This window comes from Bacillus alkalisoli, from assembly GCF_002797415.1.
GTDB lineage: Bacteria > Bacillota > Bacilli > Bacillales > Bacillaceae_I > Bacillus_CD > Bacillus_CD alkalisoli.
Map to the genome: position 1 here is coordinate 3,128,632 of NZ_KZ454944.1, position 24,137 is coordinate 3,152,768.

General features: G+C 34.1%; 27 protein-coding genes and 2 pseudogenes. 11 read left to right on the plus strand and 18 right to left on the minus strand.

Annotated elements, in window-relative coordinates; translation table 11 throughout:
- Window positions 1-66: 66 nt before the first annotated feature.
- The 6 genes from CDZ89_RS15635 to CDZ89_RS15660 form a co-directional block, all read right to left on the minus strand.
- Window positions 67-1,083 carry an ABC transporter ATP-binding protein gene (locus tag CDZ89_RS15635; RefSeq protein ID WP_096155364.1) on the minus strand — a complete coding sequence of 339 codons (1,017 nt, stop codon included), beginning with the start codon at window positions 1,081-1,083 and terminating at the stop codon, window positions 67-69.
- Complete coding sequence (locus CDZ89_RS15640) at window positions 1,080-2,048, minus strand: ABC transporter ATP-binding protein (RefSeq protein WP_096155365.1); 969 nt, start codon at window positions 2,046-2,048, stop codon at window positions 1,080-1,082. The genes CDZ89_RS15635 and CDZ89_RS15640 overlap by 4 nt, the downstream gene beginning before the upstream one ends.
- 2 nt (window positions 2,049-2,050) lie before the next feature.
- On the minus strand, window positions 2,051-2,908 hold the full coding sequence (locus CDZ89_RS15645) for an ABC transporter permease (RefSeq protein WP_096155366.1): 858 nt from the start codon (window positions 2,906-2,908) through the stop codon (window positions 2,051-2,053).
- On the minus strand, window positions 2,901-3,878 hold the full coding sequence (locus tag CDZ89_RS15650; protein WP_096155367.1) for an ABC transporter permease: 978 nt from the start codon (window positions 3,876-3,878) through the stop codon (window positions 2,901-2,903). The genes CDZ89_RS15645 and CDZ89_RS15650 overlap by 8 nt, the downstream gene beginning before the upstream one ends.
- A gap of 101 nt (window positions 3,879-3,979) precedes the next feature.
- On the minus strand, window positions 3,980-5,779 hold the full coding sequence (locus CDZ89_RS15655; RefSeq protein ID WP_096155368.1) for an ABC transporter substrate-binding protein: 1,800 nt from the start codon (window positions 5,777-5,779) through the stop codon (window positions 3,980-3,982).
- A gap of 79 nt (window positions 5,780-5,858) precedes the next feature.
- Window positions 5,859-6,608, minus strand: a complete 750-nt coding sequence (locus CDZ89_RS15660) for a PIG-L deacetylase family protein (protein WP_096155369.1) — start codon at window positions 6,606-6,608, stop codon at window positions 5,859-5,861.
- A 381-nt stretch (window positions 6,609-6,989) separates the two neighbouring features.
- Between CDZ89_RS15660 and CDZ89_RS15665 the strand changes: the two genes are divergently transcribed.
- Window positions 6,990-7,931 carry a cupredoxin domain-containing protein gene (locus tag CDZ89_RS15665; protein WP_157842761.1) on the plus strand — a complete coding sequence of 314 codons (942 nt, stop codon included), beginning with the start codon at window positions 6,990-6,992 and terminating at the stop codon, window positions 7,929-7,931.
- A gap of 98 nt (window positions 7,932-8,029) precedes the next feature.
- Here the strand turns inward: CDZ89_RS15665 and CDZ89_RS15670 are convergent, their stop codons facing one another.
- The 3 genes and pseudogenes from CDZ89_RS15670 to CDZ89_RS20560 form a co-directional block, all read right to left on the minus strand.
- Entirely contained in the window at window positions 8,030-8,281 is a 252-nt protein-coding gene (locus CDZ89_RS15670; RefSeq protein ID WP_096155371.1) for a YfjL-like protein, read from the minus strand.
- Window positions 8,282-8,299: 18 nt separating this feature from the next.
- A pseudogene (locus CDZ89_RS15675) lies at window positions 8,300-8,686 on the minus strand (RNA polymerase sigma factor); the annotation flags it as partial.
- Window positions 8,687-8,767: 81 nt separating this feature from the next.
- Window positions 8,768-8,951 (minus strand): annotated as a pseudogene (locus tag CDZ89_RS20560) (hypothetical protein).
- A 297-nt stretch (window positions 8,952-9,248) separates the two neighbouring features.
- On the opposite strand from CDZ89_RS20560, the gene modA reads away from it, so the two are divergent.
- The 4 genes from modA to CDZ89_RS15695 all read left to right on the plus strand — a co-directional run bounded on the left by modA (window position 9,249) and on the right by CDZ89_RS15695 (window position 12,388).
- Complete coding sequence (gene modA / locus CDZ89_RS15680; RefSeq protein ID WP_100333959.1) at window positions 9,249-10,031, plus strand: molybdate ABC transporter substrate-binding protein; 783 nt, start codon at window positions 9,249-9,251, stop codon at window positions 10,029-10,031.
- Between the two features lie 3 nt (window positions 10,032-10,034).
- Window positions 10,035-10,703, plus strand: a complete 669-nt coding sequence (gene modB / locus CDZ89_RS15685; RefSeq protein WP_100334315.1) for a molybdate ABC transporter permease subunit — start codon at window positions 10,035-10,037, stop codon at window positions 10,701-10,703.
- 5 nt (window positions 10,704-10,708) lie between these two features.
- Window positions 10,709-11,758, plus strand: coding sequence for a sulfate/molybdate ABC transporter ATP-binding protein (locus CDZ89_RS15690; protein ID WP_100333960.1), 1,050 nt, complete (start codon window positions 10,709-10,711; stop codon window positions 11,756-11,758).
- A gap of 78 nt (window positions 11,759-11,836) precedes the next feature.
- Window positions 11,837-12,388 carry a hypothetical protein gene (locus tag CDZ89_RS15695; protein ID WP_100333961.1) on the plus strand — a complete coding sequence of 184 codons (552 nt, stop codon included), beginning with the start codon at window positions 11,837-11,839 and terminating at the stop codon, window positions 12,386-12,388.
- 84 nt (window positions 12,389-12,472) lie between these two features.
- Here CDZ89_RS15695 and CDZ89_RS15700 read toward each other — a convergent pair whose 3' ends face one another.
- Window positions 12,473-12,775, minus strand: a complete 303-nt coding sequence (locus CDZ89_RS15700; RefSeq protein WP_096155376.1) for a hypothetical protein — start codon at window positions 12,773-12,775, stop codon at window positions 12,473-12,475.
- Window positions 12,776-12,907: 132 nt separating this feature from the next.
- Here CDZ89_RS15700 and CDZ89_RS15705 point away from each other — a divergent pair, with 132 nt between their 5' ends.
- Complete coding sequence (locus CDZ89_RS15705; RefSeq protein ID WP_096155377.1) at window positions 12,908-13,471, plus strand: Uma2 family endonuclease; 564 nt, start codon at window positions 12,908-12,910, stop codon at window positions 13,469-13,471.
- 249 nt (window positions 13,472-13,720) lie between these two features.
- Here the strand turns inward: CDZ89_RS15705 and CDZ89_RS15710 are convergent, their stop codons facing one another.
- The 3 genes from CDZ89_RS15710 to CDZ89_RS15720 form a co-directional block, all read right to left on the minus strand.
- A complete protein-coding gene (locus CDZ89_RS15710) occupies window positions 13,721-14,077 on the minus strand; it encodes a hypothetical protein (protein WP_096155378.1) in 357 nt (118 codons plus the stop codon).
- A gap of 143 nt (window positions 14,078-14,220) precedes the next feature.
- Window positions 14,221-14,685, minus strand: coding sequence for a YcxB family protein (locus tag CDZ89_RS15715; RefSeq protein ID WP_100333962.1), 465 nt, complete (start codon window positions 14,683-14,685; stop codon window positions 14,221-14,223).
- A 120-nt stretch (window positions 14,686-14,805) separates the two neighbouring features.
- Window positions 14,806-15,021: a hypothetical protein gene (locus tag CDZ89_RS15720; RefSeq protein WP_100333963.1), complete on the minus strand. Its 216-nt coding sequence runs from the start codon at window positions 15,019-15,021 to the stop codon at window positions 14,806-14,808.
- A gap of 78 nt (window positions 15,022-15,099) precedes the next feature.
- Here CDZ89_RS15720 and CDZ89_RS15725 point away from each other — a divergent pair, with 78 nt between their 5' ends.
- A complete protein-coding gene (locus tag CDZ89_RS15725; protein WP_100333964.1) occupies window positions 15,100-16,038 on the plus strand; it encodes an arsenic resistance protein in 939 nt (312 codons plus the stop codon).
- Between the two features lie 68 nt (window positions 16,039-16,106).
- Here the strand turns inward: CDZ89_RS15725 and CDZ89_RS15730 are convergent, their stop codons facing one another.
- The 4 genes from CDZ89_RS15730 to CDZ89_RS15745 form a co-directional block, all read right to left on the minus strand.
- Window positions 16,107-16,967 (minus strand): VanW family protein, encoded by an 861-nt coding sequence (locus tag CDZ89_RS15730; RefSeq protein ID WP_100334316.1) that lies wholly within the window; start codon window positions 16,965-16,967, stop codon window positions 16,107-16,109.
- Window positions 16,968-17,022: 55 nt separating this feature from the next.
- The gene (locus CDZ89_RS15735) at window positions 17,023-17,244 is read right to left on the minus strand and encodes a hypothetical protein (RefSeq protein ID WP_198508249.1); all 222 of its coding nucleotides are present in this window, start codon (window positions 17,242-17,244) and stop codon (window positions 17,023-17,025) included.
- A complete protein-coding gene (locus tag CDZ89_RS15740) occupies window positions 17,231-17,680 on the minus strand; it encodes a GNAT family N-acetyltransferase (RefSeq protein ID WP_227521526.1) in 450 nt (149 codons plus the stop codon). Before CDZ89_RS15740 ends, CDZ89_RS15735 begins: the two co-directional genes overlap by 14 nt.
- A gap of 184 nt (window positions 17,681-17,864) precedes the next feature.
- Entirely contained in the window at window positions 17,865-18,317 is a 453-nt protein-coding gene (locus CDZ89_RS15745; protein ID WP_100333965.1) for a hypothetical protein, read from the minus strand.
- A 202-nt stretch (window positions 18,318-18,519) separates the two neighbouring features.
- On the opposite strand from CDZ89_RS15745, the gene CDZ89_RS15750 reads away from it, so the two are divergent.
- The 4 genes from CDZ89_RS15750 to CDZ89_RS15765 all read left to right on the plus strand — a co-directional run bounded on the left by CDZ89_RS15750 (window position 18,520) and on the right by CDZ89_RS15765 (window position 22,497).
- Window positions 18,520-19,881 carry a sensor histidine kinase gene (locus tag CDZ89_RS15750; RefSeq protein WP_227521527.1) on the plus strand — a complete coding sequence of 454 codons (1,362 nt, stop codon included), beginning with the start codon at window positions 18,520-18,522 and terminating at the stop codon, window positions 19,879-19,881.
- Between the two features lie 2 nt (window positions 19,882-19,883).
- Window positions 19,884-20,561: a response regulator transcription factor gene (locus CDZ89_RS15755; protein ID WP_100333966.1), complete on the plus strand. Its 678-nt coding sequence runs from the start codon at window positions 19,884-19,886 to the stop codon at window positions 20,559-20,561.
- A gap of 54 nt (window positions 20,562-20,615) precedes the next feature.
- The gene (locus CDZ89_RS15760) at window positions 20,616-21,542 is read left to right on the plus strand and encodes a F510_1955 family glycosylhydrolase (RefSeq protein ID WP_100333967.1); all 927 of its coding nucleotides are present in this window, start codon (window positions 20,616-20,618) and stop codon (window positions 21,540-21,542) included.
- Window positions 21,543-21,855: 313 nt separating this feature from the next.
- Entirely contained in the window at window positions 21,856-22,497 is a 642-nt protein-coding gene (locus CDZ89_RS15765) for a hypothetical protein (RefSeq protein ID WP_100333968.1), read from the plus strand.
- Window positions 22,498-22,781: 284 nt separating this feature from the next.
- Here CDZ89_RS15765 and CDZ89_RS15770 read toward each other — a convergent pair whose 3' ends face one another.
- Window positions 22,782-24,083: a cell wall-binding repeat-containing protein gene (locus CDZ89_RS15770; protein WP_100333969.1), complete on the minus strand. Its 1,302-nt coding sequence runs from the start codon at window positions 24,081-24,083 to the stop codon at window positions 22,782-22,784.
- Window positions 24,084-24,137: the final 54 nt, after the last annotated feature.

Sequence of the window (24,137 nt, forward strand, 5' to 3'; positions counted from 1 at the left end):
TAGCAAAAGAGAAGAAAAATGATAAAATCCTTTTTCTTCTCTTTTTATTATAAGTTACAAGAATCATTATAAAGATACTGGATATTTCTGTTCATTAATATCGATGTGACAGTGACATGATACATAATGGTGATTTTCAATAATCTCTAATTCTGGAGCATGAGAATGACACGATGTTTCTTGGTGTGGACATCTACTTACAAATGGACATCCTTGATGTACGATGGTTGCATCAACTTCCCCATCTAGAATAATACTTTCTTTATTTTCGATAAAATAGTTCAAATCAGCCACTACGGAAACCAATGCCTTTGTATATGGATGGGATGGATTATTAATTATTTTCTTGGTTGGACCAATTTCCACTACCTTTCCTTGATACATAACAGCTATTCGATCGCACATATAACTTGCAGTTGCTAAATCATGTGTAATAAACATCATCGTTAGCCCCATTTTTTTCTTCAGAGAAAGTAGAGCATTTAATATTCCTGCTCTAACGGAAACATCTAACATAGAGGTTGGTTCATCTGCAGCAATAAATAAAGGTTCTAAGATGATAGCCCTTGCAATAGCCACACGTTGCCGTTGTCCCCCACTTAATTGGTGGGGATAACGATAAATAAAATCTTCTGCAGGTTTTAAATCAATAGCTTCTACCGCTGCTTTCACTTTACTTACTTTATCATCATTGGCAAGTTCCTTCTCATGTGCATTCAATGGCTCCATTATTATATCCAAAATCCTCATACCAGGATTTAATGTATCATATGGATCTTGGAATATCATTTGCATTTTTTTTCGCATTTTATTAGTCTGGGAATCGCTTAATTCACTTAAGTTAGTTCCATCAAAAATAATATCTCCACTTGTTTCTTTCATTAGCCTCATAATCATGCGAGCAGTAGTTGTTTTACCACATCCACTCTCTCCGATAATACCTAGAATTTCACCTTTGTTTATTTCTAAATTCACATTATTTACTGCATGTACATTGGTAATTTTACGATTAAAAATCGAACCAGATTTTTTTGTAAATGTCTTTTTTAAGTTCTTTATTTGAATTAATACATCTGCACTCATTTACTATCACTCTCCTCTAAAAAACAAGCAGTATAGTGGCCTTTTTTAACCTCCTTAATCACTGGTACTTCTTGTTTACACCGATCCATAGCATGTTGACATCTAGGATGAAACCTACAACCTTGAGGTGGATTAATAAGGTTAGGAACACTACCAGGAATCGAGATTACTTGTTTATCCGGATGAGCTAGATCCGGTGTTGCATTCATTAACCCCTTTGAGTACGGGTGTCTTGGATCTTCTAAAATATCTTTTGTACTTGACCACTCTATTATTTTCCCGGCATACATGATGGCGATTCGATCACAAATTGCAGTTACCATCGGTAAATCATGTGAAATCAAAATAACAGAAAGGTCAAGCGTTCTTTGTAACTTTTTAATAAGAGCAATAACTTGTGCTTGTGTTAGTACGTCGAGTCCAGTAGTTGATTCGTCAGAGATTACTAGTTTTGGGTTACATGATAATGCCATCGCAATTGCGACCCTTTGCTTCATGCCTCCACTAAATTCATGGGGGTAACTCTTCCAACGTTCCCCATCAATTCCAACAAGTTCCAAAAGGTCCTTCGTCCTCTTCAAAGCTTCTTTTCTTGATATTTTTACATGAAGTAAGATTGACTCAATTATTTGGTCCCCAACTGTATAAACAGGATTTAAAGCATTCATAGCACTTTGAGGAATTACGGATATTTCCTTCCATCTTCTATCCTCTAATTCTTTATCTGTAGCCGATATTAAATCTTTTCCATCTAATATCGCTCTGCCACTTACTACTTTCCCAGGGTACTCAATTAAACGTAAAATGGACTGTGCTACTGTTGTTTTTCCACAACCAGACTCTCCGATTAATCCTAACATTTCCCCTTTTTTAACGGAAAAAGATACATCTTCTACTGCCTTAGCAATCCCTTTATCTGTTTTAAAATAAGTAGATAAATTTTCGACTGTTAACACATCACTCATATTTACCTTCCTTTCCGTAACCTAGGGTTTAGTATTTCTTCCATCGAGTAACCAGTAAAGGCAAAGCCAATTACCACTGTTGTTATTAATATTCCTGGAGGAAGAATCCACCATATCCATGCATCCGTTAGAAACGCCCCTCTAGCTTGAGCATAATATAGTACTGTTCCCCAGCTTTTACTTAGTGGGTCACCTAAACCAAGAAAACTTAAGGAAGCTTCAATTAAAATTGCAGAACTTGCCGCTAGGACAAATTGGGATAAAGCGATTGGAACAACCCCAGGTAGGATATGTCGAGACATAATGACTCGAACTTTAGTGCCTATTGATTTAGCTGCCTCTACATACCCCTTTGTCTTGAGTGTCAAAACTTGAGAGCGAATAACCCTAGCTGGACTTGCCCACGATAGTACAGCAATAACAAAAATTATGTTCCAAAAGCTTGGTCCTATAAACGCTGCTAATAGAATCATCAATGGTAAAAATGGAATTACTAAAACCAAATCTACTAGTCTCATTAAAATTGAATCTACTCTCCCACCATAGTACCCTGCAACAATTCCTACTAACAGCCCCATTCCAATGGATAATACAGAAGCTAAAACACCTATTAATAATGAAATTCGTGTTCCATATATCAATTCACTAAAAATATCTTGGCCGACATCATTTGTTCCTAGCAAAAATTCACTATTTGGTTTCATGAAAGGTGAACCAACACGTTCACTAGGGTCAAATGGAGCTAAAATAGGAGCTGCCAATGCTATAAATAGAATAATTACAAGTATTCCTACACCGATTAATCCTAAATTATTGGTACTAAAAATTTGCCAATAATGTTGCATTTTATGCTTATCCATTGTTTCTCCCCACTTTCGGATCCAATAATGGATATAGAATATCTGCCAAGAAATTTGCAATGACAACTGCAAACGTAATAATTAAAAATGTTGCTTGTATTAATGGATAATCTCTACTTATTACTGATTCAAACATTAAGCGACCTAAACCTGGATATGCAAAGACTGTTTCTATAACAGTAGCTCCACCAAGCAAAAATCCTAAACTCAACATAAATACAGTCGCTACCGGTAATAACGCGTTCCGCATCGCATGCTTATATTTTATAACTCTTTCTTTTAGCCCCTTGGCTTTTGCCATCATAATATAATCTTCTCCAAGAACATTTAGCATCGAATATCTCATAATCATAAATGTATTAGTAACAGATATTAATACTAGTGTCAGTAAAGGGAGGGCAAGGTGCTGAGATACATCTTTAATTCTTTCCCAACCAGTATAGTTAGCCCATGCTGTTTCGCCACCAAAAACAGGAAACCAACCTAGCTTCGCTGCAAAAATAGAAACAAGAATCATTCCAACCCAAAAAGAAGGCATTGCACTTAAAAACATCATGAAGGATAAAATATTAACATCTGTTTTAGTTCCACGTTTCCATGCAGATATTGCTCCAATCATAACACCAAGGATAGTAGAAATTACTAAGCTAAGACCTGCTAATAGTAATGTCCAAGGTATTCGCTCTTTAATTAAATCTACAATAGGCTGTTTCTTTTGAAAGGAATATCCGAAATCACCTGAGAAAATGCTTTTAACGTATGTGACATATTGTTGACTGAGTGACCCATTTAAGCCATGTTTCTCCAAAATGGCTTCTCTTTCTGCAGTTGTTAAGAATGCAACCTCTTCACCAGCAAGGAAAATTAGTGGGTCACCTGGCATTAATCTCGGCAGTAAGAAGTTTAATGTCAACATTAAAAATATAACTAGACTATATTGAACAACCTTACCAGTTAGAAACTTGGACAATGGTCTCCCTCCTTGTGCTAATTTACAAATTAATACGATTATAAAAACTCTCGTAAAAGATTCGACTAAATATAGTCTTTTACAAGAGTTTTAATATTTTCCTAAGCTGATTTATCTCTTGATCCAGATCTTTTCTTTATATAAAACCCAGAAGCAGCGATAACAATAACAAATCCTAAAAGAATAAATAGTTTGTTATTAGAGTTAGAACCTTTTTCTTTTATGTCTGTATCATTCTTTTCCTTTTGATCGGTATTTTTAGGTGTTTCTTTGTTTGATGAACCTGGTACTTCTTTTTCGTCCCCAGTTGTGATAAACGATAGCTTGTGTATTATTCCCTTGCCTGCTTGGAATGTATATCCATCATAAATATTTGGGTTATATGCATTAATAACATCGTTGAAAAATAGTGTCGCGATTGGAAAATCGTCTGCTACTAGAAGCTGCATTTCATGAATTATTTTTTCTCTTTCTACCGGGTCAATTTCTTCTTTTAATTTTGTTGCTAAATTATCAAACTCTAAATTAGAATAGGCACCTAGGTTTAATGAGCCCAGGCTAAGATCTGAATGAAATAAATCTATCATCCTATCAGGTGTTAACTGTACTGGAGCAGACCACCCAAACATACCTAAATCAAAGTCTCTTCCTTGAGTTACATCAAAACTCGGCCACATGCGTTCAACAGCTGTTTCATTATCCATTGCTCGAACTTTCACGTTAATGCCGATTGCCGTTAACCATTCTGTAATTATTTCTCCTGTTCTAACTCTGACAGGGTTATTAGAAGGAACAATGGAAAATAACTCTATCTTTTCACCATTTTGATCTTCACGGAACCCATCACCATCTCTATCTACGAATCCAGCTTCTTCTAGTAATTGCTTTGCTTTATCCACATCAGTTTTATAAGGTGTAACTTCATTATTAAAAAATAGTGAAGCTGGATGAATCCAACCAGGACTGGCTACTTGACCATAACCTAATAGGACTGTATCTACTAAATATTGTGGATCAATCGCATATTTTATCGCCTGTCTAAAAGCTGTTTCCGACATAGGGTACTCAGAAGCGTTGATATGGAATAAAGTAGAACTGAAGCCAGGTCCTGTTACTACCTTAATGTTCGGATTACTTTCAAACTGTTCGACTAATTCAGGTGTAAGACTAGGTGCAATAGCGTCAAGTTGATTCCCTCTTAACGCAGTAAACATTGCTGTAGTATCTGCAATAATAGGAAATATAATTTCGTTAATTGTAGGCTTTCCTTTATGATATCCAGGGTTAGCCTTTACTTTTATAAACTGATCAGATCTATGCTCTACAAATACATATGGACCACTACCTATTGATTGATTACTTTCTTCATCAGGGTTAGTAATTTCACTCCAAATATGCTTTGGAAGAATTGGTACGTCTGATAAAGGCCCGACAACAAAGTTTGGATCCGGTTGACTTAAAACAAAAGTTAAACTTGTTGCATCATGTACTTCTATTTTTTCTACAACTCTTAATGGGTTTGTAAAGCGCGCCTTAGGATACTCTGTGAAATACTCAACAGTAAACTTAATATCTTCGGCTGTTAATAGTTCTCCATCATGCCATTTAATATTTTCATTCAAGATAAAATCATAGGTTAATGCATCTTCACTGATTTTATATTCCTTTACAAGCCAAGGTTGAGGTAATAGTTCTTCATCTAAATGAAACATCGTATCATATACAAGTTGCATCATATCAAGTCCTGGATAACCAGTGTTATACGTATAAGGATTAATTGTGAATTCATCTCGAGAAATACCAATTTTTAAAGAATCAACAATGTCTTCTTGACCATAAGCTTCTCGAACAGGAGTTAACATTAAAAGAAATATAAGCATTATGATTAAACTATTCTTCATTCCCCCAACCTCCTAATAATTTCACTATAAAAATAATAAACTTAAAAAACTACTTATTTATGATGTTTTGTCTTAATCATTATTCGACTAACTCCTGTAAATGAAAGTTCCCTTCTCTTCTAAACGCTTCTGCAAGAGCGAAGTGACCATGTGTTGCTAGCCCATGGTAAACATGAACAGCCATATCTAGAGCTTTATGTACAGCTCTACCTTTTTGGTAATGGCTTTCAAGTTTTGCAAAGCCAGGAACTAATACTTCAGCCGCGGTAGGATCTAATGCTCTTTCAAAATGTTGACCACTAAATTCCATTTGGCTTTCTAAAACGTCCATAGCTTTTACTTTCTTATCCCAAACGGAAGAAATGTCAACGACTGTATTTGGATGGTGTGGTGTCATGTAGTAAATAGTAGGAATAGGATGTGGTTTTAAATCTGCCATCTCGTCTAAAGCGAAATCTCTACTTGCCAATGCAATTGCTTCTAGAATTAAAATCATAGCGGGGCGCCTGTCTGGATCTAAATCATGGAAGGAATGTTCTGGATCTTGCGTAATGATAATATCTGGTTTGATTTCTCTAATCACTCTCACTAGTTTTTTCTTTGATTCTACACTATTGTCCACATGACCTGATTGAAAATTAGAAAATTGCATCTTTACACCAAGTACTTCAGCAGCCTTAGTTACTTGTGGTTGACTAGTTTCTCTACAAAGCATCATGGACGCAAACGACTCTCCACCATTTTCTACGTTTTTCGCAAGTGCACCTCCACACTCCACTACCTCCATACCATATACACCGAGTAATAACAGTCTTTTACCTTTCCCCATTTACATTCCCTCCTGTTTTTTAACGATTTTACATTACCCCCCTATAGTATATAGTGGGTTGTTGTCTTAATGATAATCAAAATATTCTGAATTGTAAATACTATTTTTCACTAAAAATTCACAAAGTAATATTACATATCTTTTTTTTTGATATTTTAGTATATTTATATAATAACTTCGATCTATATGATAATAAAACCTCTCTTTTTCCTTCTATATACTAATATTCTTCTATTACTATACTTTTTCACTAAAATTCCCATCTACATACGTTATAGGGGTATATTTTCAATAACACTAATATTTTTTTCTTGTAAATTTATATGGAATGGCTTGACATACTTGTACATATTATTTGTACAAACGAGAGGAGGACTTGATTTGATACTTTTTATTATAACTATTTTTTCCATATTATCATTCCTAGTATTATTAACCTCATACATGACATTCTTGTATAGAAAACAAATCCAATCCATGACGGGTATGATGACTGCAATGGGGGTAGGAATGACTGTCAGTTTGACTATTGGGGTATTACTAGGGGGGTATTTACAAAGTGAACTCGTTACCGCAACTATATTATCAATGGGAATAGGAATACTTACTGGATTACTAGTTGGATTTCCAATAAGTCTATTAGCAGTATTAGATGGAATATTAGCTGGTGTAATGGGTGGAATGATGGGGGCAATGTTAGGGGTCATGATCTCGTTAGATGAAACAATATTACTCGTTAAACTGTTGTTATGCATTACAGTAATAGTATCATTTATTTGCATTCAACTATTTCCGAGAGTAAAAAAAGAAACCGAGTACGCTTCCATAAAGTGGTTTATTAAACCTTTATTAGTATTTATATTTTTCATCTCACTTTTTATAGGAATAGACCAAATTAACGTTTCATCAGAAAATACTAGCCAAGAACATGCAAATCACCTTAATAAAAATTCAAGTTCTAGCGAAGCTAAAACAATTGAAATTATTACATCGAATAATAAATACTCCCCAACTAAATTAGTTTTAACAAAGGCGGAAACTATAGAAATAAAACTAATTAATAGTGATGATGTTGAGCATGATTTTGAAATTTCCAATTTTCCACATAAAAAAGAATTCGAAAACACGGAACTTAATCACAACCATAATAGTCACGCCCACCATTCTCAAGTAAATAATAACGAATTTTTTCATCTTCATGTACAGCCAAACAGCACTTCAAATGTTACTTTAACACCTTTAGAAAAAGGGAATTATGAATTTTATTGTACAATTCCTGGACATAAAGAAGCAGGAATGGTTGGCATACTAGTTGTAAATTAATATACCTTTACATTTCCTTAATCAGCTTTCCTTTTAAATTAGATATTTCCATTAAAAAAGGTTCACGTTAAATAGAACGTGAACCTTTTGTTACACAACTATTCAGGTTTGTTCGGTATTACCAGGTTAAGTAATTCAGCATTATCTTTAAAATTGTAATAAACTTTCTCCGTCTCTAAGTCAAAATGTCCGTATTCTTCCTCAACATATTTATTAATTGCTTTATTTGCCAAGTAAGAGGAAACTGGGTTGCCGACAAACGCATTTGTTACAAATAATATGATGCCAATTAAGGCGATCCCGACTACTCCTGCTGCTACTTTAGAAGCTCTTTTTAGACTTGTATTCATTTTTCTCATCTCTCTTTCTTAAATGCATATTTTAGTAACTTTCCAATCACAATTCCTACAGCAACCAAGACTGTATAAATCAAACTGTAAACTATAACCTTCAATTCTTAATTGAACGATTTTTTGCGTTCGTTCATCTTTTTCTTGTAGCAATTGTTTTATTCGATTTATCGTTTCTTTTGTATTAAAACTTTCAGAAAGATTTTCTGTTACATATAGTCCAAGTAGGTCATTAAATTGTACTGCGTATTTTTCTTTTCTTAATCTTTGCAACCATGTATTTCTGGCAATGGAGAAAAGCCACGTTTTCACCGATGAGTGACCTTTAAAGCTGTGAATAGAAGTTATGGCACTCACAAATGTATCCGACAATATATCTTCTGAAAGGGTAGGATTATGGGTTAGAGAAAGAAGATGAGATGTTGATACACATCTTGCTTATATTGAATATACAGATCCTCAATTTCTTTCATTCTGTACCTCCTTTCAGTAATTAGTTACATTTATCTGCGATTCGTTACATGTATTTATAAAAAATTTATTTTTATAGTCTTCGTTAAACGCCGCTGTTGATTTCCGCGCAAGTCTCCGCTTTCCGCGGGCGAGTCGGGAGCCTCCTCGGCGCAAGCGCCTGTGGGGTCTCCCGGCCCTCGCTTCTCCCGCAGGACAAGGAAGGCTACGGCAGCGGTACATCGCACGAAGAAAATGCGGTAGCATTTTCGAGGAGTCTCCAAATTGCGCGGAAATCAACAGCTATATAGAAAAACTAAAATACATTAGACATTGTGAAAAACAAATTTTGCATTATTAATTTCATGTACATAATTGTAATCCTTTTCCAATGCTATATGTGTGTAAAGAATATGAACAAAATTTTTCTGGTGCTTGAAGTGTGACATTCATCACAGTTCGGGATGTTATTTAAATTTATACTTTAAGTATCACCATTGGGGCAGGAGAGATTTTAATGAAATTAAAACATACAGTAGTGATTCTATTACTTTCTATTTTTATATCTATTGCAGCTTGCAGTTCGAATGGTTCTAATGAAACAAATGGTAAAGAGTTAAAGATTGCAGCTGCTTCTGATTTATCACTAGCTTTCAAAGAAATTGGGAAACTTTTTGAAGAAGAGACAGGTGCCAAAGTTACCTTTTCTTTTGGTTCCACTGGACAGTTAGCGGATCAAATAGAGCACGGGGCGCCATTTGATGTGTTCGCTGCTGCCAATATTCAGTTTGTAGACTATTTAAAAGAAAAAGAGTTAATAATCCGTGAAACACAAACTACCTATGCTTTTGGGCGAATTGGAATTGCAACGAAATTAGATAACGACATGAACATTAAAACACTTCATGATTTATTGAAACCCGAGGTAAAAAAAATCGCCATCGCTAATCCTGACCATGCTCCTTACGGTTTAGCTGCTAAGCAGGCGCTTGAGACAACTGGAATATGGGAGCAACTAGAGTGCAAGCTAGTTTATGGTCGTAATATTTCTGATACACTAGCTTACATGGAAACTGGCAATGTAGAAGCAAGCATTGTCGCATTATCTCTTTTTAATGAAGAAAAAATGAGCTTTCATCTTATCGATGAACCGTTACATGCACCACTTGAGCAGTCTATAGCTGTTATTGGAAGGACTTCCGAATATCATCTTGCAAATGAGTTTATTCAATTTATTAAAGGGCCAGTTGGGAAGCCAGTCATGGAGCGGTACGGATTCATAGTTCCGGAGGGAAAGTAAATGATTGGTGACATTAATCTTTTTCCTTTAATGCTTTCGTTTAGAGTTGCCATTACGGCAACCATACTCGCATTTATTATTGGTATCCCCATCGCCTACTACTTAAATAAATCAAATAGCAGACTAGCAGATTTAGTGGACACCCTTATCACTTTACCTATCGTTTTACCTCCGACTGTTTTAGGTTATTATTTGCTAGTTTTATTGGGAAGACAAAGCAGTATTGGGAAGTTTTTAGAAGAAACATTTGATATAACAATTGTGTTTACTCCAACGGGAGCTGTTATCGCCGCATTAATTGTTTCCATTCCTTTTCTAATAAAGTCAGCCCGTTCTGCATTTGCAGGAGTTGACCCAACGTTATTAAACGCTGCAAGAGTGTTAGGGCGTTCAGAGTTTAATATCTTTTTAACAATTGTCATGCCATTAGCTTGGCGAGGAGTTGCTGCTGGTATTACACTTGCCTTTGCAAGAGCCCTTGGAGATTTTGGCGCAACACTTATGGTTGCTGGAAGCATACCAAACGAAACGATGACAATGCCGATAGCCATATACGATGCATTACTGGCAGGAAATCGTGAGTTAGCTAATATCCTTGTTTTTATTATGACAGCTGTTTCCTTAAGTGTTTTATACATTATTAATAGACTTGAAAAAAAAGTGACTAGGTGATTGTTATGCTGAAACTAACTATTTCAAAAAAATTAAATACGTTCCAATTAAATGCTTCTTTCCAAGTTAGTTCAGGTATTACAGGTATTATCGGCCCATCTGGTTGTGGGAAGAGTGTCACATTACAAAGTATAGCCGGTCTTATATCTCCTGATAAAGGAGAGATTATCATCAATGAAAAGCCAGTTTTTCAATCCGCAAACCGACTTAATGAGAAACCAAAGGATAGAAAAATCGGTTATGTTTTTCAAAACTACGCGCTCTTTCCTCACCTTACAGTAGAAAAAAATATCGAGTATGGATTAAAAGGTATAAATTCAATTGAGAAAAAGAAAAAAGTAGCAGACATCATGGAGAAAGTTCAATTAGGTGGTTATGAGAATCACTATCCAAGCCAATTATCAGGGGGACAGCAACAAAGAGTTGCACTTGCTAGAACGTTAGTAACTGAACCTGAATTACTTTTATTAGACGAGCCATTTTCTGCCCTAGATAGCCAAGTGAAACATACGCTTGAACAAGAACTTCTCTACCTTATAAAATCTAATTTTTCTGGAACTGTTCTTCTAGTCACACACGATATGGAAGAAGCATATCGTCTCTGTGACAATATTATTTTAATGGATAACGGAAGCATTATTCAGGTTGGGAAAAAAGACGAGGTGTTTAAAAAACCTAGAACAGTAGAGAGTGCTAAGATAATTGGTTGTGAAAATATTTTAAAGATAGATTCGTTTAAAGATGGTAGTACTTATATTGAGTGTGTAGTCAATAACATCCTATTAAAAGTTAGTAAAGTGAAAAAAGCTGATTATCGTTACCTTGGTTTATATGCTAACAATATAAAATTTGTAGCAACTGATTATAATGGCACGAATACTTTTCCATACACAATAAGTAGTGTAGTAAGTGGTATACATTACTCACAAGTTAATTTAATCATAGAAAAAGCATTTACTTTACACGCTAACGTTCCAAACGATCAGTTACAATTAATAGCTAAAGAGGATTGTATGTTATATATCCACCCGAATGATTTACTCTTGCTAGAATAGATGAATAGCTTCATTTGATTACCAACGCTCCTTACTATTATAATAAGTACAAAAAACGATTTGTAGGATGTGTTGAACTTGGAACAAGAAGATATTTGGACTGGCAGTTATTTTGACTTATCTATTGAACTACCTTTAACAACTGACTCTAGAAAGATAAAAGAAGCATTATCCTCTATCAAGCAGCTTGATAAATTTTCCTTTACTATTTTTGATGATCCTCTTCAAGTTGGAGACGTTCTTTATTTACAAGGAACAGTAGGAGATTATCCGTGTATGTTATCGGTAATGGTAGTAGAGAATGAGGCCACTTGGTTAGACTTTTCTTTACCAGTTAATTTGTTAGAGACAAAATTTAATGTCGTTTATCCTCTAACAGTAGATAACAATACATGGATTAGTAGCATTCACAAATTGTATACCGATTTGGCAACCTCTATTTTTGAGAGGCTTCCTTTTCATATGGCGATAATTGGAGAGGAAGTTGCAGGGATGACGACATCCACCGAACTTGACGTCGCAACTTTACAGACAATGTCGGCTATATTACCTTTAGAATTACAAAAGAAGTTAGACTTAGAGTCAGACGGGGAACTCCTTTCTCATCAGTTAAGGTTTTATCCAAGATAATTGGTGAACTCATAAAAACGGTAGTGCCCGCTAAAAGTTAGAGTTATGTTCTAACTTTTAGCGGGCACTACTTGTGAATATATCTTATAATCCTAACCTTTCCAACAACCAATCTTGTAGGTCATCTTTTGTGTCATTCCCAATTTTCAGCGTGCCTAGTACAACCCCTTTACCAATCAGCTGAATTTCCGGCACCGCAACTTCTTTCGTTATATTCACACTATATACCACTGTTTCTATATGTCGGATTGGAATCCGATTAATATTGATAACACCTTCACTAACTAAATAACCATCCTCTGTAAGTTCAACTTTATTTTTGTTCCATGAAAACTCATTGTCATTAATTATCTTCTTTTTTGTGTTTTTCGGACTAAATAAACCCATTGTTGAATCACCCCTTATATTACAATATTGTAACAAACTATCTAATTATTTTGAAATATAATGATGGAAAGTTTTTCAAAATGTTATATGTGTTATAATATATATACATGATTAAATAAGGAGGCCAAAGAAATGAGTCTTCCACAAAGTAAAAAAGTATCCTTACAAGAATTTTATTTACAAAGAGAACGGACTGAAGAACTGTTAGAATATATTGATGGGTTTATCTTTATGAGTCCTTCCCCATCTACGAAACACCAACGTATATCAGGCAAGCTACATGCAAAGTTATTCTCTCACCTTAATGGTTCTGGATGTGAAGTGTTTAGCGCTCCTTACGATATTGAGCTTCAGAGAGAAAAGGTGGAAGGAACAAAAATTGTCATCCCTGACTTATCCGTCATCTGTGAAAAAGAGGGATTTCAAGAAAATAAGTATGTAGGGGTTCCTTCTGTAATCATTGAGATTTTGTCTCCATCCAATCAGTCTCATGATTTAGTTACAAAGTTAAACATTTACATGCAATATGGAGTAAAAGAATATTGGATCGTTAATCCAATGTTAAATGCTGTTCAAATATATGCTTTAGACACAGAAGGTAATTATCAACAAATTAGTATACTTAAAGAAAAAGGAACCATTCATTCTTCACTTTTAAATGATTTTAAAGTGGAGCTTGATGAACTTTTTACGTAAGTTGGTCTTAAATGACCAGCTTTTTTATGTGCCCTTTTTTAAAATATAGTAAATTAGTTAGTTACGAAAGTAAGTATAGCTTGTAAGGCAAAAGCAAAAAAGTTGTAATAATAACATCCATAGCTATTTTCTTCTTTTCTCTTCGTTTATATTTATTATCAAAAAAATATCTCAAACAGTAAAATATTGTAAAAACAGTTAGTAACTCCAAGATAGATAGTTTCATGAAATTCCTCTTTCTTCTATTGATTAAAATAAGTTTTTCTTTAAACCGTCAAACCTAGTAAACTCTTCCTCATGCTTAACATATATTTCATAATCACTGGAATGCTTGTTTCGATGTCTTTTTATGATGATATTGATGTCTCTAGTTTTCAGTTGAAATAAATTTCCACCAATATACTCTACTTCTATACTCTCGTTGTAAAAGTCTTTATCAAAATCAAAAGATTCATCAAATTCATCTTTAGCTAATTCAAAAAAAATTGGAGCAAGTCCTTTTATCTCTTTCTCTGTTTTATAACTATGGTATAACTCTTTTGGATTCATGAACAAAGCTACTATTATTACTCCTACAACTAGAAGGTATACTAAAATTCTCTTCAAATGAAATCCCCCCTATATAAAGCCACTTTTTCTGACTATAAAAAAGAAAGTGCTAATCATAAGACGATTAACACCTTCTAGCGGTTTCACTATTTAATTTTGTTGTAACTTAGACTTTATATAATTCCTTACTTCCTCTTCATTCACAATGTCTCTTTAGGGAGGATATAGGCACTGACAGAGCTGTTGTATATGTAGAAGAACTTGTCATCTTCTTTAAACTCATTAACTCCTGACCACTTTACTTTCGTTTCCCCAGAACTAGTTTCTTCTGAAAAGCCATCTTCGTTTAAACTAAATACATGATTACCTAGTAAACCTTCATTCTTACCTTCTTTTATCATTTTTTTCACATTGCGAATTACGTGACTATAAAAATACTTTGGATAGAATAAAATCCAAACAATACTTAATATGAAAAAAGGAATAAACATAGCTAAGAATGGCACATCAAGTATGACTGAAAATACATACGAAAAGCCTAGAAAGAAAAGCGGTGAAACAAATCGTTGTAACATTAATGATTTTTTTGCAGTTTGTGAGTTTTGTAGATGAAAAAGATTAAAATGTAAAAAGTCATCTTCTGTTAGGTTATATCGTATGTCCATATTCATCTTCCTTTTGTTTTTTACTTTAGTCTCATATATTCTCGCACTCTATGAAAATTCCTTTATTTTTATTAAAATATGAATAAGGGAGTGTTTGGATACATGGCATGTCCAAGAATGTTACACTTCGGCTCCGATTTCGGTCACTTCGGCACTTGTTTCAGTCACTTCGGCTCTAGCTTCGGTCACTTCGACTCCGGCTTCGGTCACTTCAGCTCTAGATTCGGTCACTTCGGCTCCGGCTTCGGTCACTTCGACTCTAGCTTCGGTCACTTCGACTCTAGCTTCGGTCACTTCGACTCTCACTTCAGTTATTTTGACTCCAACTTCAGTCACTTCGGCCCTGGCCTCGTTTCATATATACTTATGATAAAATTACTTACAAAGAATAATTAAATTAGGTGTGATTTCATAATGAGTTTAATCGAAAAAATGTATACGTTCTTCATACTATCCTCCGTTATTATCGGAATTGTTATTGGCCAAGTTAGTTTAATACAGTCAAACGCAGAATTTTTCATTGTGCCAATATTAGTCGTAATGCTCTATTTTACTTTCCTACAAATTCCATTGGCAGAAATCAAACGTGCTTTTAAAAACACAAAGTTCACCTATACGTCTGTTATCATAAACTTTGTATGGATCCCAGTATTAGCATGGATATTAGCATCCGTATTTTTAGGCAATACGCCTGCACTCTATATCGGATTTATTATGCTGATGGTAACTCCATGTACAGATTGGTATTTAATATTTACAGGATTAGCTAGAGGAAATGTTTCTTTATCAACAGCTATCTTACCTTTGAATTTAATCTTACAAGTCCTTTTATTACCTTTCTATTTGCTCATTTTTGGAGGTATGACAGAGTTCATTAAACTTTCCTTTCTAGTCGAAAGTATTCTGTTTGTTTTATTCCTTCCATTGGCTTTAGCCATAGTAACAAAAAGAGTCAGCAGACTAAGTAATATCATAGTAAGTAAATTTAGCGTGTTGCCTATTATTTTGTTAAACTTTGCGATTATGGCTATGTTCGCTTCTCAAGGTCATTTACTGATCTCCAATATAGATTTAATTTGGAAAATAACAATTCCTATTCTGTTGTTTTTCGTTGTGAATTTCTTTGTTGGCCAAATGGCTGGAAAGCTTATGAAATTCTCTTATCCAGATAGAACTAGCTTAAGTTTAACTACGTTAGCGAGAAATTCACCAGTCGCTCTAGCAATCGCAATGACAGCATTCCCAGACCAACCTCTGATTGCGTTAACATTAGTTATTGGACCTTTGTTGGAATTGCCTATTTTAGCTATCATTACTCAGGTTTTATTATTTTTAAATAAAGGAAGAAGGTAACACACTTCTTTTTCTGAAGAAATTTGGCGCGGGAAGTAAGCATCCACGCGCCTTTTTCAAACCAAAGATTATTTGTTTATTTCTAGATTTATTGCATCCGATGAATACAACATAACAATTAAACTGCCTCCGTATCGTCTCGCCTTAATCAATATAGGCTGGTTATACTGATTTTGAAAGCGGAAGTCCGGACCGTACCAACTGACTGTTGCATCTCGACCTGGTCTTACGTAAGGAACACTCCTACTATGTGAATACCGCTCCACAATTTTTAACCCTGCAAGGTCTACAGCATTAAATAACGTAGATGAGACTTGGCAAATTCCTCCGCCAACACCTTCAGATAATTCGCCTCTTATTATAATAGGTGCAAGTAAGTAACCTCTTCCTTCCGTTCGCATCCCAACTACTTGATTAAAAGAAAAAACCTCATTTGGAAACACAACATAATTATCAATTGCTTCTGCTGCAAGAGTAATATTATGAGTCCGACTTATATTTCTAGAATTAAAGAATGTCACAAACTGTCCTATCTTTTTCAACTTAATTTGTGAAAGAATTTCGCTATCTACCTTTGGATAGATAGGATTCTTAGGGACCTCAATCACAGTTGATCCATTATGAAATAAATAATCATAATAAAGTTCTAAAAATGCCTGTTTGTTTAATTTGTAGCCTACTTCTTCGGAAACAATTCTGCCGTCATCACCGATGGTTGCGTTTTTTGGCTCAAGGAATATATCTTTTTCTAACGTCTGAAGTAATTGTTCCGTAGCTACACTATTGACGATCGGAACGTCTAGGATTGAAGTCATTACCTCGTCCTTGCTAATAACCATTATGGTTTGTCCATTATCTTTAAGTGTTAAATAATCAGTATCATTCGTAGTATTAGAAAAGATTAACAACAAAATAAAAAAAATGTTCATATTAGTATTGGGGCACCTCCCAATACTAGTATGAACAAAAGTCCCGTATTTATATTTATAGTTTATTTTCATGGAATTCAAATCTCCTCAAACCAACATCTTGACGAATTTCAAGCATAATGCTTTCGTGGGAAGTATGAAAAACCAATTCATCATTTTTTGCGCTAAATAACTCTTTAGTCGCAATCTCGTCAGGTACAGGTTTAATAGCCGCCTTTTCATCAATGATTTCTTGCCCATTCTTAATGTGTGATGACAATAACTTAGAGATATTCAAGTAAGTTTTTCTCAAGTATTATTTTATGTAATCCTCTCTCATTTGTGTAAGTCTCGATCACATCAAATCCATGTTTAATATTTAAAATTAGCATGTTACGCCATTTGTTCATTGTTTTTGTTTGCACAACTTTATACCCTTGTTCCTTCAAATAATCATGTTGTTTCTCCATTAAGATGGAAGCAATACCTTGATTTCTATAAGTAGAATCTACCCCACCTAACCAACTATAGAATGTTTCATTATCTAATTCATAGCCAATCTTATATCCTATTACTTTTTTGCCATCCATAGCTATATTGATTAATAGTCGAGGTTTATTACACATTTTGTTTATTAAATCATCAGTAGTACCAAATATATCTGCATGTAGGTCTACTATTGCATTTAATAAATCACTATCAGGCATGGACTTACATATAATAAATTTTAACATTTTTAAATCCTTCCCTTTTTTAAAAATCTTAATTAATTGTGAATATGGAAAATCATTAATTTTCATGACCATGGTGTTGTTCTATTGGTGCAATGGGTTGTTTATGTGCCTCTGTTTGACTTAATTGAAATCCTATAGAGATGAATAAACATAATACAAAGGTGACAAGAATTGGTTTCCAAATCTACCTTATTGTTACTGTTTCATCTTGATACTTATCTGATTTGGGAATGATAAAAATTAATAATGAAGAACAAATTGTAATGACTAGGAAAAACATTAACAAAAAAGAAGATTGATTGATGGAGATCTTCTCCCCTAGCATTGCTCCCATCATTGCCCCCATTGTACTAGACATGACACCTTCTACCGATATTAAAATACCATAAGGAAAACTACTAATAATAGCAAATACAACTCCTATTAGAATGGATATGATTGTCGACGTAAATAAATCTCCTTTGTAAAGTACTCCGAAGAGGAGTCCAGCAGTGAGACTAAGACTCATAGATAAAGACATAGTAATGACCATCGCAGACATAGTTCTTAATTTATTTCTGAACTTAAAAGCACAGATACAACTAACAATTGATATGCTACCTAACGAAAATAATATATAGTAAAAAAAGGTATTCAATTTCACCTCCTCCTTTCATTACATATATATGCGAACAAAAAGTTGGACATGTATTTCAAATACTAGATATACCTTCTCTATAAATAATCGAAGACTTTATCTCCAAGATCATCAATAAAACTACACAATATTAGAAGAAAACTGCACACTTTCTTCAAACTTTTCTTATAGACTTGTGTATAAGAGTAAGGAGTCGAATCAAGTGAGATTCTCATTAAAATTAAGTTTATGGTTTTTTGTTTGCATAATAATTATTGAAGGCATCTCCATGATATTTCTACATCAGCATGTGGTAGAGTCTTTAGTAGAAGAAGAGCTCCATGCTTTAAAAGCTAGAGGTAATAACCACCGTGATGTTCTAGCATCTTCTTTTGACATAACTACAATGGAACATATTTCTCAAATGGAAACTCATACTGATACAGATGTATTTATTATGAATTCAAATGGAGAAATCATTACATCATCTAGTCCCCACTCACATCACATACGGGAATTAGAATTGAATGATGAAGTACCAAGAGAAGGACTTATCCTTCAATCCAATTGGAGAAAGGGAGAATATCTTTCAACCGTTTCCCCTTATGATGCAGGAAATGGGAACATTGGTTATGTTTTTATGATCAAAAAGACCGATACAATACAAGGGGTTATTTCAAAATTAAACCACCATTTCTTAATAGCTGCGATTGTTATTACATTCTTTATGTTAATTACTATTTTCTTTTTAGTAAATGTGTTAACAAAGCCGCTAAATTCGATGAAAATGGCTACCGAGAAGATAAGTAAAGGCGACTTTTCCGTTACACTTCCTGTTTCAACAAAAGATGAGGTTGGTGATTTAGCTTCATCCATTCAAACATTGGCGAACGACTTAAATTATTTAAAGAAAGAGAGAAACGAATTTTTAGCCAGTATCTCTCATGAGTTAAGAACTCCGTTGACTTATATTAAAGGTTATGCAGAAATTGCTAAACGAAAAGATACGAAAGAGGAAGAAAGAATAGAATATTTGTCCATCATTCACGAAGAAGCAGGAAAGGTACATCATCTCTTAGAGGAACTATTTAATTTGGCAAGATTAGATCAAAACATGTTTACAATTAATAAAGAAACAACCGACTTACACCTTTTGTTAGAAGGCATTTTTCAAAAAGTAATGCCTGTCTTCTTAAATAAAAATATAGCATTAGAGCTAAAATGTGAAAAGTCTTGGAAAGTGAACATAGATCCTAAAAGAATAGAGCAAGTACTTGTTAATCTCTTGGACAATGCACTTAAATATTCTGAAAGTGGCACTACTACCACTGTTGTAGTAAAAAAAGAAAATAAATATATTTTTATTATGATAACAGATCAAGGAACAGGCATTCCTAACGAAGATTTACCATACATCTTTAATCGATTTTATCGAGTTGAAAAATCTCGTTCTCGTCTAACAGGTGGCGTAGGGTTAGGACTATCCATTGTAAAAGAATTGGTGGAAGCTCATCATGGAGATATTAGTGTTAGGAGTAAATTAGATGAGGGAACTACTTTTACAATTAGGTTAAAGGAGAAGTAATTATGAAAATAATCTTATTAGTAGATGATGAACAAAGAATGTTAGACTTACTATCCCTTTACATCTCTCCATATGGATATAAATGTATTAAAAAAAGCACCGGGAAAGAAGCAATAGATTTCCTGGAAGAAAACCATGTTGATTTAGTTCTATTGGATATAATGATGCCAAAAATGGATGGTTGGGCAACACTTCAAGAAATACGTTACTTTAGTAATGTTCCTGTCATTATGCTGACTGCTCGTACGGAAATTGAGGATGTAGTAAAAGGATTGAAAAGTGGCGCAGATGATTACATTACGAAGCCTTTTAATGAAAAAGAGTTACTAGCAAGAATTGAAGCTATAATACGTAGGGTAGGTGACAAAGATTCAGTAGATGACCTATCTTTTGAAGGACTGACATTACATTTGCATTCCTATACGGCCACTTATCAAAAAAAAATAATACCATTAACACGAAAAGAGTATGAGCTATTAAAACTATTTCTATCCTATCCTAATAATGTTTTCTCCAGAGAACACTTGCTAAACTCATTAGGCTTTAGGTTAGATACGGAAAATAGAACGATTGATTCGCATATTCGAAATGTTAGAGATAAGTTACGTCAAGAAGGATTTAATATTGATAAATATTTGAAGACGGTTTGGGGAATTGGTTATAGGTGGGATCAGTCTTAAGAAAGGTAATTTAGATTGGCTTACAAGATATATAAAAGATGGAGGAAAAATGATATGAAGTTTAGAGCATTACTATTATCGACTTTGATTTTGTTCATTGCAGGGTGCGCTGCCAACAATAATGACACGCAAAACAGTGATTCTTTTTATGTCGAGTTAACAAATGAGAAAGTCGATCATGTACATGGTATAGGTTATTTAGGAGAATCTAATGATATATTTGTTGCAACCCATCATGGGATTAAAAGGTTTTCAAATGGCGTATGGTATGAAACAATATCAAATAATCATGACTTTATGGGTTTTCAAACAACAGAAGTTGGTTTTTATGCAAGTGGTCACCCTGAACGAGGATCTAAGCTAAAAGACCCTCTAGGATTAATAAAAAGTGAAACCTTAGGAGAAACACTTGATACTTTAGCCTTTTATGGTGAAACGGATTTCCATTACCTTGCTGCCGGCTACAATAGCTTAACTATATACGCATTAAATGAACACCCTAACAAAGAGTTGGGGAAAGGATTATATTATACGAATGATGAAGGAGATACTTGGATTAAAAGTGCAATGAATGGCTTTTCTGCCCGCTCTATTGGCAATATTGCAACTCATCCTATTCAGTCTAATCTTGTAGCTATGTCTACAAGTCAAGGCCTGTATTTTTCGGACAACTATGGTGATACTTTTACCTTAATCACTTCACCGAATCCAATTACAACGGTTGAATTTCAAGAAGACACAATACTGTATGCCAGTATAGATGGAAGTGAAGTATCTCTTATTCAAAAAGACTTAACATCCAATAGCGAAAAAACATACACACTTCCAAATAATGAAAAAAGCCCAATCTTATTTTTAGCTTCTAATCCAAAAGATAGAGAGGAAATTGTGGTTGTAACACTACAGAATGAATTTTTTCAAACATTCAATTCTGGAGGCAAGTGGGAAAATATTACACCTACTTCCAATTCCTCTCAGTAGACGTATAGATTAATCTATACGTTTTTTATTCTCCAAACTTTCTGCACAAAATAATGAGATACTCTATTTATCTAGAAATAAAGGAGTACATTCATAGAGGAGAAATCTATAACCTTAGCAATGACTAAAAACGCCTTCATTCTACCGTAGAAATAATGTTTTGAGGTTTGTCTCTTTTAACTTCCAAAAGTAAACAAACTTTTACTTCAAGTTAAAACCGTTTTAAAACCAGGTGAAATGTATCAATAAACCTACCACAACCTTTAGCTTATGTTTTTCACGAAAATATTGAATCAGAAGGAGTTTCATAAAAATGAATAGTATTAGAAAACATATTATACTTGGTTTTATAACCACACTTCTAACTTTGTTATTTTTAGAAAGTAGAAGTGAATGGCACCCTATGCATGCTTGGAACAGAGCAGTGGCTAATGTTTCTTTACTTTATTTAATGGTCATCATTATTTTTGGACCACTTACAAGGCTGTTCCCTAATTTGAGCATTATTCTTAGTTGGAGGAGAGTTCTAGGTATTTGGTCTGGAATAACAGCCATCGCACATATCATTATTATTTTTGATGGGTGGATAGAGTGGGATTTATTAAGGTTATTCTATATTTTTACTCCTTTTGGAGGAGAATGGGTACTTCATCCAGGATTCGCGCTAGCAAATATCATTGGTATTATTGGACTAATATATTATCTTTTATTAATGATTACTTCTAATAATAAAAGCATGAAAATACTCGGAAGGAAATCATGGGATTTTGTACAAAAACGGACAAATACCTTATATTTATTGGTCATTATTCATACTTTTTATTTCTTATTTCTTCACAATACTAAAAATAACAATTGGCTTCAAATCCCCTTTATTATTTTAGTATTAGCCATTGTCATACTTCAACTTATTAGCTTTGCATTTACTGTATATAAGGAGAAAAAAAGCAGCTAATTTAAAGGATACAGAAGTTCCGATAACAAGGAGAAAATCCATAAAAAGTTGAAATGTTATACTAAAACTCGTTTATAAATAAAAGTAAAAGACCAAATCAAATGCGATTTGGTCTTCTAGTTATGTTATTTTATATGTTTCTCCATGCTAACAGAATTAGTTGTTTAACAGAGTAAACATCTTTCCTCCTTCTATTGAAAAAGTATTTTTCCCATTACACTCTCCTCCTTCTAATATAGAAGCTACCATACTGTTTATAAAAACAGAATGGTAGCTTTGATTTCTTAATGCCCGCCGTGATCTCCATGACCGTCTCCGCTTGCAGATACAATTTCTAATTTATCATCAAGAATTCCTTGAGTTTGATAGGAAACGTCATTTATCGTTCCAAGAATGAACCCATGATTATAAGACCCTTGTGTTGGATCATCCGTAAAGGTAGGTTTAATTGTTGCTAAAAATTGGTATAAAGCTTTTTCTACTTCTCCGTCCTCTAACCAGATAACTGGAGCATGCTTACCTAGATGGGAAAACGGTGCTCCTGCTATTGCCAATATAGGTGTTTGGGTAGAAATAAAAGAGACACCATGTCCGGGCTCTGTAAGACCCCAACCAAAGCTCGTATCTTTATCTTTAAAGGATGCAAATGAGATAGATGTCGTAACAGGATTTTCTCCAGCAATCCTTGTTACTTTACCAAATTCCGATAATTTTTTTTCTAATCCCGAAGATAGAATGCTTTCAGGTCCAAGAAGATAAATGTTGGCATTATTTCTTTTCGTTAATGCTTCTATTGTCGCCTCTGGTATATCATCTTTTGAAACATATAAGATAGATTCGTTCATATGAGCAATCCAATTTGCTGCAACAAGAGAGAATAATTTCGCCTCTTCATCAGATGACACAACAATTACACTTTCTGGATAATTCCCACCAACAACATTGGCGAATTTTTCATCGACACTTGCAGCAAATTTAGCATAATCACTTCCTTGAATGGTTAAAACTTGATAGTCATCTAATTCCGAAAGGACTGACTCGCTGACATCTCCCATTACCATAACTTGTGTTCCTTCCACATTGCCGATTGGATTTAATCGAGTTAACTCATTTTTCGTTAAAGCTGGAATCTCATTTTCTGAAATAAAAAGTATTGGACCATTATTTGGGTGGTGTATTAAATTTGCAGATGCCAAACCTAATTGCCATTCATTTACCGGTACTAAAATAACGGTCCCTGGTTGATTTTCTTCATGAGTTGACGGAAAGGTTGTTTGTGAAGCAAGCACTGCCGCTTCTATTGGATCATTTGTGTTCAGACGAGTGATATTCTTGGTGTTTAGGCTCAGTAAATTATCTGAAGCATTCTTATTAAAGTTTGTTGGTGCTTGAGCAAACCCATCTCTATCTATGTCGTTAGATGCTGCATCCTCTCCATGATCTTGATGTTCCTGTTCCTCCATATTTTCATGATCCATGTCATTATGATCCATATTATCATGGTTCATTGGTTCGTTATTTGTACATGCAGCTAGTAACAAGATAGCTGCAACTGAAACAATCAGTAAGAAAAACTTTTTCTTCATTAAAAAAACCTCCTAATTTATTTTCTCACTCAAATACTAACCAATTTTTTTGCA

Bases quoted from the DNA above. Each gene is read 5' to 3' on its own strand.
- CDZ89_RS15755 (WP_100333966.1), top strand. From the start codon at position 19,884: ATGAAAATAATCTTATTAGTAGATGATGAACAAAGAATGTTAGACTTA.
- CDZ89_RS15715 (WP_100333962.1), bottom strand. From the start codon at position 14,685: ATGGACATACGATATAACCTAACAGAAGATGACTTTTTACATTTTAAT.
- CDZ89_RS15770 (WP_100333969.1), bottom strand. From the start codon at position 24,083: ATGAAGAAAAAGTTTTTCTTACTGATTGTTTCAGTTGCAGCTATCTTG.
- CDZ89_RS15660 (WP_096155369.1), bottom strand. From the start codon at position 6,608: ATGGGGAAAGGTAAAAGACTGTTATTACTCGGTGTATATGGTATGGAG.
- CDZ89_RS15740 (WP_227521526.1), bottom strand. From the start codon at position 17,680: ATGTTAAAATTTATTATATGTAAGTCCATGCCTGATAGTGATTTATTA.
- modA (WP_100333959.1), top strand. From the start codon at position 9,249: ATGAAATTAAAACATACAGTAGTGATTCTATTACTTTCTATTTTTATA.
- CDZ89_RS15705 (WP_096155377.1), top strand. From the start codon at position 12,908: ATGAGTCTTCCACAAAGTAAAAAAGTATCCTTACAAGAATTTTATTTA.
- CDZ89_RS15730 (WP_100334316.1), bottom strand. From the start codon at position 16,967: ATGAACATTTTTTTTATTTTGTTGTTAATCTTTTCTAATACTACGAAT.
- CDZ89_RS15760 (WP_100333967.1), top strand. From the start codon at position 20,616: ATGAAGTTTAGAGCATTACTATTATCGACTTTGATTTTGTTCATTGCA.
- CDZ89_RS15635 (WP_096155364.1), bottom strand. From the start codon at position 1,083: ATGAGTGCAGATGTATTAATTCAAATAAAGAACTTAAAAAAGACATTT.
- CDZ89_RS15670 (WP_096155371.1), bottom strand. From the start codon at position 8,281: ATGAATACAAGTCTAAAAAGAGCTTCTAAAGTAGCAGCAGGAGTAGTC.
- CDZ89_RS15765 (WP_100333968.1), top strand. From the start codon at position 21,856: ATGAATAGTATTAGAAAACATATTATACTTGGTTTTATAACCACACTT.
- CDZ89_RS15655 (WP_096155368.1), bottom strand. From the start codon at position 5,779: ATGAAGAATAGTTTAATCATAATGCTTATATTTCTTTTAATGTTAACT.
- CDZ89_RS15725 (WP_100333964.1), top strand. From the start codon at position 15,100: ATGAGTTTAATCGAAAAAATGTATACGTTCTTCATACTATCCTCCGTT.
- CDZ89_RS15645 (WP_096155366.1), bottom strand. From the start codon at position 2,908: ATGGATAAGCATAAAATGCAACATTATTGGCAAATTTTTAGTACCAAT.
- CDZ89_RS15690 (WP_100333960.1), top strand. From the start codon at position 10,709: ATGCTGAAACTAACTATTTCAAAAAAATTAAATACGTTCCAATTAAAT.
- CDZ89_RS15700 (WP_096155376.1), bottom strand. From the start codon at position 12,775: ATGGGTTTATTTAGTCCGAAAAACACAAAAAAGAAGATAATTAATGAC.
- CDZ89_RS15640 (WP_096155365.1), bottom strand. From the start codon at position 2,048: ATGAGTGATGTGTTAACAGTCGAAAATTTATCTACTTATTTTAAAACA.